Source organism: Dyella sp., assembly GCF_035486915.1.
Taxonomy (GTDB): Bacteria; Pseudomonadota; Gammaproteobacteria; order Xanthomonadales; family Rhodanobacteraceae; genus Dyella_B.
Window position 1 is genome coordinate 1 of record NZ_DATHMR010000032.1, and the last position, 9,050, is coordinate 9,050.

7 protein-coding genes are annotated in these 9,050 nt (G+C 60.2%); all 7 read left to right on the top strand.

The genetic code is table 11. The features are described from left to right. Nucleotides 1–926: diphosphomevalonate decarboxylase (mvaD, locus tag VK725_RS03190; protein ID WP_325316611.1), on the top strand; the 926-nt coding region annotated here is incomplete at its 5' end. Further along, entirely contained in the window at nucleotides 923–1,999 is a 1,077-nt protein-coding gene (locus VK725_RS03195; protein WP_325316612.1) for a hypothetical protein, read from the top strand. The genes mvaD and VK725_RS03195, both read left to right, overlap by 4 nt. 122 nt (nucleotides 2,000–2,121) lie before the next feature. After that, complete coding sequence (locus VK725_RS03200) at nucleotides 2,122–4,404, top strand: hydroxymethylglutaryl-CoA reductase, degradative (RefSeq protein ID WP_325316613.1); 2,283 nt, start codon at nucleotides 2,122–2,124, stop codon at nucleotides 4,402–4,404. Continuing rightward, nucleotides 4,397–4,999 (top strand): isopentenyl-diphosphate Delta-isomerase, encoded by a 603-nt coding sequence (gene idi / locus VK725_RS03205; protein WP_325316614.1) that lies wholly within the window; start codon nucleotides 4,397–4,399, stop codon nucleotides 4,997–4,999. Before VK725_RS03200 ends, idi begins: the two co-directional genes overlap by 8 nt. A 133-nt stretch (nucleotides 5,000–5,132) precedes the next feature. Next, on the top strand, nucleotides 5,133–6,269 hold the full coding sequence (gene hpnH, locus VK725_RS03210) for an adenosyl-hopene transferase HpnH (protein ID WP_325316615.1): 1,137 nt from the start codon (nucleotides 5,133–5,135) through the stop codon (nucleotides 6,267–6,269). A gap of 18 nt (nucleotides 6,270–6,287) precedes the next feature. Beyond that, entirely contained in the window at nucleotides 6,288–7,397 is a 1,110-nt protein-coding gene (locus VK725_RS03215; RefSeq protein WP_325316616.1) for a glycosyltransferase, read from the top strand. A gap of 118 nt (nucleotides 7,398–7,515) precedes the next feature. Beyond that, nucleotides 7,516–9,050, top strand: a 1,535-nt coding sequence (locus VK725_RS03220) for a M3 family metallopeptidase (protein ID WP_325316617.1), incomplete at its 3' end; no start/stop codon positions are given.

A 9,050-nucleotide genomic window follows, 5' to 3' on the forward strand; every position in this document is an offset into this window, starting at 1 on the left:
CGCTCAACTTGCCGGTGGTCGGTTCCCTCTCGATCACGCTGGACAGTTTGTGGACCCGCACGCAGGTGTGCTTCACGCCTGGACAAACGGCAGACCGCGTGAGCCTCAATGGTCGCAGCGATGAGGCCGAGGCCAAGCGCGTGACTGCATGCCTCAATCTGCTGCGCGAGCGTGCAGGTGTGGCGTGGGGTGCAGACGTTGCCAGCCAGAATAATTTTCCGACGGCGGCGGGTTTGGCTTCGTCCGCATCGGGCTTTGCCGCATTGGTGCATGCCGGTGCGAATGCGTTGAATCTTCAGTTGAGCGATGCGGAGTTATCGGTGCTTGCGCGCCGTTGTTCCGGCTCGGCCGCACGTTCGATTTTCGGCGGTTATGTCGAATGGGCGCATGGTCAGCGCGCGGATGGCGCCGACTCGGTCGCCACACCGCTGCTCGATGCCGATGCGTGGCCCTTGCGCGTTGCCGTGGCCATCACCTCGACGGCAGCCAAGCAGGTGGGTTCTAGCGAAGGTATGCGCCGTACGGCGCAAACGTCGCCTTATCAATCGGCATGGATCGATACGCAGGAAGCCGATCTCGCCACGGCACGCCATGCGATCCATGCGCGTGATTTCGATGCGCTGGCGCTGATCTCCGAATACAGCTGCCTGAAGATGCATGCGCTGGCCATGGCTGCGCAGCCTGGTCTGCTTTATTGGAATGGCGCGACGATCGAATGCATGCATCGCGTGCGTGCCCTGCGTCAGCAAGGTGTGCCGGTGTTCTTCACCGTCGATGCCGGTCCGCAGGTGAAAGCTGTTTGCGCGCCTTCGGCTATCGAGCAAGTCAAAGCAGCGTTGCGCGATGTACCGGGTGTGTTGGACGTCCACGACACGGGCCTTGGCGCGGGTGTGCGCGCCATCGCAAAGGATGTCGTGGAGGCATGATGGAAATCACCGCGAGCGCACCCGGCAAGCAGGTGTTGCTGGGTGACTACGCTGTACTCGAAGGCGCGCCAGCGCTGGTGCTGGCGGTCAATCGACGTGCCGAGGCCCGCATCGTGTCGCGGGACGACGGTGTATGCGATGTGTATGCACCGGATCTCGATGTCAGTGCTGCACGCATGACGGTCGATGGCGATGGCGCATGGCAATGGCAATGCGATGGAGCCACTGCCGCCAAGCTCACACTGGTCGAGCACGTGTGGAATGGTCTGCGAAGCGAAGGTCTCGCGCCGCGATCGCGTGCTGGCTTCAGCATCCATCTGGATACATCCGGCTTCTTCTACGGCGACGGTGCATCGCGTATGAAGCTGGGGCTTGGCTCCAGCGCGGCGCTGACGGTTGCGCTCGCATCGGCGCTTGCAACCCATGCAGGTCATGGCGACGCGATGGCCGATCCTGCGCAATGGATACGCCGTTTGTTCCACATGCACGGTGGCTGGCAGAGCGGCCGCGGTAGCGGCGTCGATGTCGCTGCTGGCGTGGCGGGCGGGTTGATCAGCTATCAACTCGTCGGCCATGACCACGTACCGAGTTTCACGCATGAAACATGGCCGATGCCGGGCGTGCACTGGCTGTTTGTCTGGTCAGGACAAGCCGTCTCCACGTCCAATTCGCTGCGACATTTATCGCAGTGGCGCACCGCAAATGAAACAAAGTACGCATTCCACATGAAGCAACTCGGCGCGATTTCTGCCGCTGCTGTTGATGCATTGCGCACAAAAAAGGCGCAATCTTTCATTGGGCTTACAAATGACTATGCCGTAGCGCTGCGAAATTTTGGCGATGCGTGCGGTCTGGATATCTATTCACCGGCGCAAAAAAGCCTGGCAGAGATGGCGGTTCGGGCGAACGTCAGTTTTAAGCCATGCGGCGCTGGTGGGGACTTCGGCGTGGTTTTTGCCGATGATCCGGAAAGGTTGGCGACATTTGAGCGCGCCATTGTTGCGGCCGGTATGCAGGTGATCCCCTTGCCACTTGAATTGCGTGGGGTTAGCTGCCATATGCGCCAGACGTGAGATCGCCCTTCAAGGATTTGTAACGTAATGGCCAACGTTTTTGAAGGACATTGTCGGCGTGCTGCATGCAACGTCCAGGCGATGAGCTACGTAATTATCGACCTACGCGGAGTGCCTCAAGCATGAGCGCCGAAACATCGAGCAGCGAACGTTCGCGATTCCCTGCCTTCTACAAACTTTCTGTCTCCGATCGTGTCCGCATCATTCATGAGCGCGGCTGGTTGTCAGCAGAGGATTATCAGTCGCTCGTCTCTGGCGAGCACACACTGAAGATCCACAAAGCCGACAAGATGATCGAGAACGTCGTCGGCGTGATGGGTCTGCCGGTTGGCCTGGGTCTTAACTTTCTCGTCAACGGTCGCGACTACATCGTGCCGCTGGTGGTGGAAGAGCCATCTATCGTGGCTGCGCTGTCATCTGCCGCCAAAGTGGTACGCGGTGTCGGCGGCTTCAAGGTGGAAAGCACCGAGCCGATCCTGATCGGTCAGGTGCAGGTAGTCGATGTGCCGCATCTTGCGCACGCCAAAGCGGCACTGATGCAGCGCAAGGCCGAGATCTTGAATCTCGCCAATAGTCTGCATCCGCAGATGGTTGCGCGCGGTGGCGGCGCACAGGATCTGGAAGTGCACACGCATGCACGTGCCGAAGGCGGCGACATGCTCGTCGTGCATCTGCTCGTCGACACGCGCGATGCGATGGGGGCGAACCTCGTCAACACCATGTGCGAAGGCGTCGCCTCGCTGGTGGAAACGATGACCGGCGGCCGCGTCTTCCTGCGTATTCTTTCCAACCTCACCGACCGTGCGATGGTTCGCGCGCGTTGCGTGATTCCCGCTGAAAACCTCACCGGCAAGGGTTACGCCGGTGAAGAGGTGCGCGACGGCATCATCCTCGCCAACGAATTCGCCAGCATCGATCCCTATCGCGCCGCCACGCACAACAAGGGCGTCATGAACGGTGTCGATGCGGTGGCGCTGGCAACCGGTAACGACTGGCGTGCGATCGAAGCGGCTGCGCATGCGTACGCCGCACGCGGTGGTCGCTACACCTCGCTCACGCGCTGGTACAAGGGTGAGAAGGGCGAACTGGTGGGCGAGCTCGATATACCGATGAAGGTCGGTATCGTCGGCGGCCCGCTGCAGTCCAACGCCACCGTGGCACTCGATCTGCGCCTGCTCGGCGTGAAGACTGCGCGCGAGTTGGCCGAAGTGATGGGTGCGGTGGGTCTTGCACAAAACTTCTCGGCGCTGCGTGCGCTGGTTACCGAAGGTATCCAGCAGGGCCATATGACACTGCACGCACGCAGCGTGGCGGTAGCGGCTGGTGCAACAGCGGAGATCTTTGACACCGTGGTCGAGCGACTTGTGGAAAGCGGCGAGATCAAGATCTGGAAGGCGCAGGAGATTGTCGACCAGGTGCGCAAAGAGTCGCGCGGCGTTCCGGAGATCACGGAACAACAACCTGCTGTCGATCATCGCGCATGCGGTCACGGCAAGATCATTCTTCTCGGCGAGCATGCCGTGGTGTACGGCAGTCACGCGATTGCCGCACCGGTACCGCTCGCGGTGCGTGCGACCGCGCAGGATACGAACTCTGGCGGCGTGGACATGCTCATCCCACGCTGGGGTGTGGAATATCGCCTGCATCGTGATCCGGCGCATCGCGATTCGTTCCAGCGCTCGCTCGGCATCATCTTCGATCAACTGGAGCTGACTGAACGCTCGGTGCGCATCGAAGTGTTCCCGAACGTGCCGCGTGCCATGGGTCTGGGCGGCTCCGCCGCGATGGCTGTTGCCGTGATTCGCGCGCTCGATCAGCACTACCAGCTGGGCCTGCGCGACGATGAGATCAACGCGCTTGCATTCCGTTGCGAAGAAGTCGCACACGGTTCGGCATCCGGTATCGACAACACGGTGGCCACCTACGGCAAGCTGCTGCTGTACAAGCGCGCTGCACAGAAGGGCGATGCCCCGATGATGCGCGATCTGAAACTCGCCAAGCGCATTCCGCTCGTCATCGGCATCAGCGGCAAGGAAAGCCTTACCGCCGTGACGGTCGGCAAAGTGCGCAACGCGTGGCAGCGCAACCCGGCGCTGTACGACGGCATCTTCCAGCAGATCGATGGACTCACGCTGCAAGGCGTCGAAGCCATGCAGCAATACGATCTGGAACGCCTTGGCGATCTGATGAACATCTGTCACGGCCTGCTCAATGCGTTGCGCGTGTCGAGCTGGGAAGTGGAAGAGCTCGTGCAGATCGCGCGCGAACACGGTGCGCTCGGCGCCAAGCTCACCGGTGGCGGTGGTGGCGGTTCGATCGTCGCGTTGTGCCCGCAGAACAAGGAAAAAGTCGCTGCGGCGATGCGTGATGCCGGCTATCAGGCGATGGAGGTCGAGATTGGATAACCAAGAACTCGAACATCAGGAATGGCGCGATTCGCGCGAAGTGGTTTCGTTCGACGACGAGCCACTGGTCCTGGTCGATCACGACGACCGTGAAGTCGGTTTTCTCGACAAGGCGTCCGCGCACGTTGGGAAAGGCACCTTGCATCGTGCCTTCTCGCTGTTCGTGTTCAACGCGAAGGGCGAGCTGCTGATGCAGCAGCGCGCCCCCGGCAAACGTCTGTGGCCGGGCTTCTGGTCCAATACGTGCTGCAGTCATCCGCGCCGTGGCGAGACGATCGACAACGCCATTCACCGCCGTCTGAGCGAAGAGCTCGGGCTGAAGTGCGAACTCGACTATCTGTTCAAGTTCGAATACCAGGCGCAGTTCGACGCCGACGGTGCCGAACATGAATTGTGCTGGGTGTATGCCGGTCGCAGTAACGATGCGCCGACCGTGAACGTAAACGAAATCTCAGGCCTGCGGTATATCGCCCCCGATGCGCTCGACGCGGAGATGGCGGCCAATCCCGGCGCGTTCACGCCCTGGTTCAAGATGGAATGGGAACGCATCGGGCGTGACCATGCGCACGTGTTTGCGCCCCAGTCCGCAGGTTAGGCTGGCCGGGAATAACGGCCATCTTGAAGCTGAACTATACTGTTGCCATGTAAAACTTACCGCCCTGTGATGCGCAAGCGTCCCCAAACCCTGGTTTGCTGGCATCACGGGCATTGACGTACTGGAGAATCCTTTGGGTATTCCGCTTATTCAACAAACAACGATCGCTCGCTACATCATCAGCAAGAAGCTGAGCGGTCAAAAGCGTTATCCGTTGGCGATGATGTTGGAGCCATTGTTCCAATGCAATCTGGCGTGCGCCGGTTGCGGCAAGATCGATCAGCCCAAGGAAATTCTGCAGAAGCGCATGACGGTCGAGCAGGCGCTCAACGCCGTGGACGAATGCGACGCGCCGGTTGTTTCCATTCCGGGTGGCGAGCCGCTTATCCACAAAGAGCTGCCGCAAATCGTCGAAGGCCTCATCGAGCGCAAGAAGTTCGTGTATCTGTGCACGAACGCGATCTTGCTGCCCAAGCACATCGACGAATACAAGCCCTCGCCGTACTTCACCTGGTCCGTGCATCTTGATGGCCTGGAAAAGCAGCATGACAAATCCGTCTGCATGGACGGCGTATTCGAGAAGGCTGTCACCGCGATCAAGCTGGCGCTGTCCAAGGGATTCCGCGTCACCGTGAACTGCACGCTGTTCAACAGCGAGCCGCCGGAAGAGGTTGCCGACTTCTTCGACTACGCCATGGAACTGGGCGTAGAAGGCATCACTGTCTCGCCGGGCTACAGCTACCAGCATGCACCGCGTCAGGACGTGTTCCTCGGTCGCAGCGAAAGCAAGCAGCTGTTCCGCAACATCTTCAAGATTGGTAAAGAGCGCAAGCGCAAGTGGGCGTTCAACCAGTCGGCGATGTTCATGGACTTCATCGCGGGCAACCAGTCGTACCAGTGCACGCCGTGGTCCAACCCGACGTACAACATCTTCGGTTGGCAGAAGCCGTGCTACTTGCTGGTCGACGAAGGCTACGCCAAGACCTACAAAGAATTGATGGAAGACACCGAGTGGGAAAAATACGGTGTGGGCATCAATCCGAAGTGCGATAACTGCATGGCGCATTGCGGCTTCGAAGGCACGGCCGTGGACGACATGTTCGCTCATCCGCTGAAGGCGTTGAAGGTGTCGATGCTCGGCCCGCGCACCGATGGTCCCATGGCCCCTGATCTGCCGGTGATGTACGGCGATCGCGCCGATGCTACCGCCATCAAGATTCCGCTCAGCTCGATCCAGCGTCGCACGTCGCAGACCGAAGCCAATCACTGACGTTAAACGCCGCTACCGATGGGCACACTGGAATGGGTTGCCGCGTCGATACCGGCAGTAATGTGGGTGGGGTTGCTGCTGACACCGTGGCGGCCCTGGAGTACCCGAGAGCGTATTGAAGCCGACCCGCAAGCCGGGTCGGTGGATCTCAGCGAGATCACCGTCCTTATCCCTGCACGCAATGAGGCCGATGTCATCGGCCTCACGCTCGCTGGTTTGCAATTGCAAGGTCATGGCTTGCAGATGATCGTCGTGGACGATCAATCCAGCGATGCCACCGCGCAGATCGCTGCTTCGTTTCCGAATACGCGTGTTGTCGGCGGCGAGCCCTTACCGGAAGGTTGGGCGGGCAAGTTGTGGGCGCTTGAGCAGGGCAAGTCGCATGTGCGCACGCCGATGACCTTGCTATTGGATGCCGATATCCAGCTGCAGCCCGGCTTGCTTCCGGCATTGCTAGTGCAAAAACGCAACGACAATCGCCAGTTCGTGTCGCTGATGGCGGATCTTCGGCGCACCAGTTTCTGGGATCGCTTGTTGCTGCCCGCGTTCGTTTACTACTTCAAGCTGATCTATCCGTTCTCGCTTTCCAACTCCAGCTTTCGCCACGTTGCGGCAGCGGCGGGCGGATGTATTCTTGTCGACACCGAAGCGCTGCAGCGCGCAGGTGCCTTCGTGAGTTTGCGTAACGCATTGATCGACGATTGCACGTTGGCGCGGCAGGTCAAAAACGCCGGGTATCGCACATGGCTGGGTTTGAGCCGCGGCGTGGTGAGTTTGCGTCCCTACGGCGACTTGCGTTCCATCCACGACATGGTGGCGCGCTCGGCCTTCACGCAGCTTGGTTATTCCACGGCTGTGCTGTTGATCGTGACCATCCTTTTCATCTTCGCCTATGGCGTGCCCTTCATCCTGCTCGGGTCGCCCGAAACCTGGCGCCTGGGCCTCCTTGCCCTTATCGCGATGATGCTCAGCTATCTGCCCATGCTCCGCTACTACGGGATGCGGCTGACCTGGGCGTTGCTGCTGCCGCTGAGTGCACTCCTGTACATCGGGATGACCTGGAGCTCGGCCATCCGCTACTGGCGGGGCGTCCGCTCCCGCTGGAAGGACCGCACTTACAGCACCTGACGGGGGCGAATTCGCCCCTGTCTAGAGGCAGGCTTGGAAGATTAGGGCGCTCTGGTTACAGTCGGGGGCTTAACAGTTAATGCCCCGCCAGCCGGGCCCGACACCTTGGGGAGCCTTCATGCCTCGTCTTCGTTCTATTGTGATTGCCATGTCGATCAGTCTTGCCGCCTGCTCGCAGGCTCCCAACAGCTCCGCGCCCGCGTCGTCCGCCAGCGCGCCGGCCGCCAGTTCCACGACGGCTTCGGCCCAGGCGCCGGCGAGCAATCCGTTCTTCACGGCCAGCACGCTGCCATATCAGGCCCCCCCGTTCGACAAGATCAAAGACGCCGACTACCAGCCTGCCATCGAAGAAGGCATGAAGCAGCAGATGGCGGAAGTGGACAAGATCGCCAACAACCCCGATGCGCCCACGTTCGACAACACCTACGTCGCGCTCGAGAAGTCCGGTGAGCTGCTCAACCGCGTGATGATGGTGTTCAACGGCGTCGCCGCCGCCAACACCAATGACACCCTGCAGAAAGTGCAGGAAGACGAAGCGCCGAAACTCGCCGCGCATCAGGACGCCATCACGCTGAACGACAAACTGTTCCAGCGTATCCAGGCCGTGTACGACCAACGCGATTCGCTCAAGCTCGATCCGGAATCGATGCGCCTGATCGAAGTCGTCCATCGCAACTTCGTGATGGGCGGCGCCAAGCTTTCCGACGCCGACAAGGCCAAGCTGAAAGACTTGAACAAGGAAGAGTCCACGCTCCAGGCGCAGTACAACAACAAACTGCTCGCCGCCGCGAAAGATGGCGCGCTGGTGATTGACGACAAGAGCAAGCTCGCCGGCCTTTCCGACGAAGACATTAATGCGGCAGCGCAAGCCGCTAAAGATCGCAAGCTCGATGGCAAGTGGGTGCTGACGCTGCAGAACACCACGCAGCAGCCGCTGTTGCAGGATCTGACCGATCGCCCGACGCGTCAGGCACTCTTCGAAGCATCCTGGACGCGCGCCGAAAAGGGCAATGCCGACGACACGCGCGAGATCATCGAACGTCTCGCCCAGCTGCGTGCGCAGAAAGCCCAGCTCCTCGGCTTCCCGAACTACGCTGCGTGGACGCTGGAAGACCAGATGGCGGAAACCCCCGACAACGTCATGAACTTCATGGCCAAGTTGGCGCCCGCCGCTGTGGCACGTGCCAAGGTCGAAGCGGCCGATATCCAGAAACAGATCGACAAAGATCAGGCTGCGCTGCACCAGCCCACCTTCAAGCTTGAGCCGTGGGATTGGGAGCATTACGCCGAAGAAGTGCGTAAGGCCAAATACGATCTGGATGATTCGCAGATCAAGCCCTACTTCGAACTCAACAACGTGCTGCAGAACGGCGTGTTCTACGCCGCCGGTCAGCTCTATGGCCTGACCTTCAAAGAACGCAAAGACATTCCGGTTTACAACCCGGACGTGCGCGTGTTCGAAGTGTTCGACAAGGACGGCAAGTCGCTTGCCCTGTTCTACTGCGACTACTTCAAGCGCGACAACAAGAATGGCGGCGCATGGATGGACAACTTCGTTGGTCAGTCCAAGCTGCTAGGCACCAAGCCGGTCATCTACAACGTGGCCAACTTCACCAAGCCCGCCGATGGTCAGCCTGCGCTGCTGTCGATGGA

Coding starts and splice junctions, on each gene's coding strand:
- VK725_RS03200 (WP_325316613.1), top strand. CDS start 2,122: ATGAGCGCCGAAACATCGAGCAGCGAACGTTCGCGATTCCCTGCCTTC.
- VK725_RS03195 (WP_325316612.1), top strand. CDS start 923: ATGATGGAAATCACCGCGAGCGCACCCGGCAAGCAGGTGTTGCTGGGT.
- VK725_RS03215 (WP_325316616.1), top strand. CDS start 6,288: ATGGGCACACTGGAATGGGTTGCCGCGTCGATACCGGCAGTAATGTGG.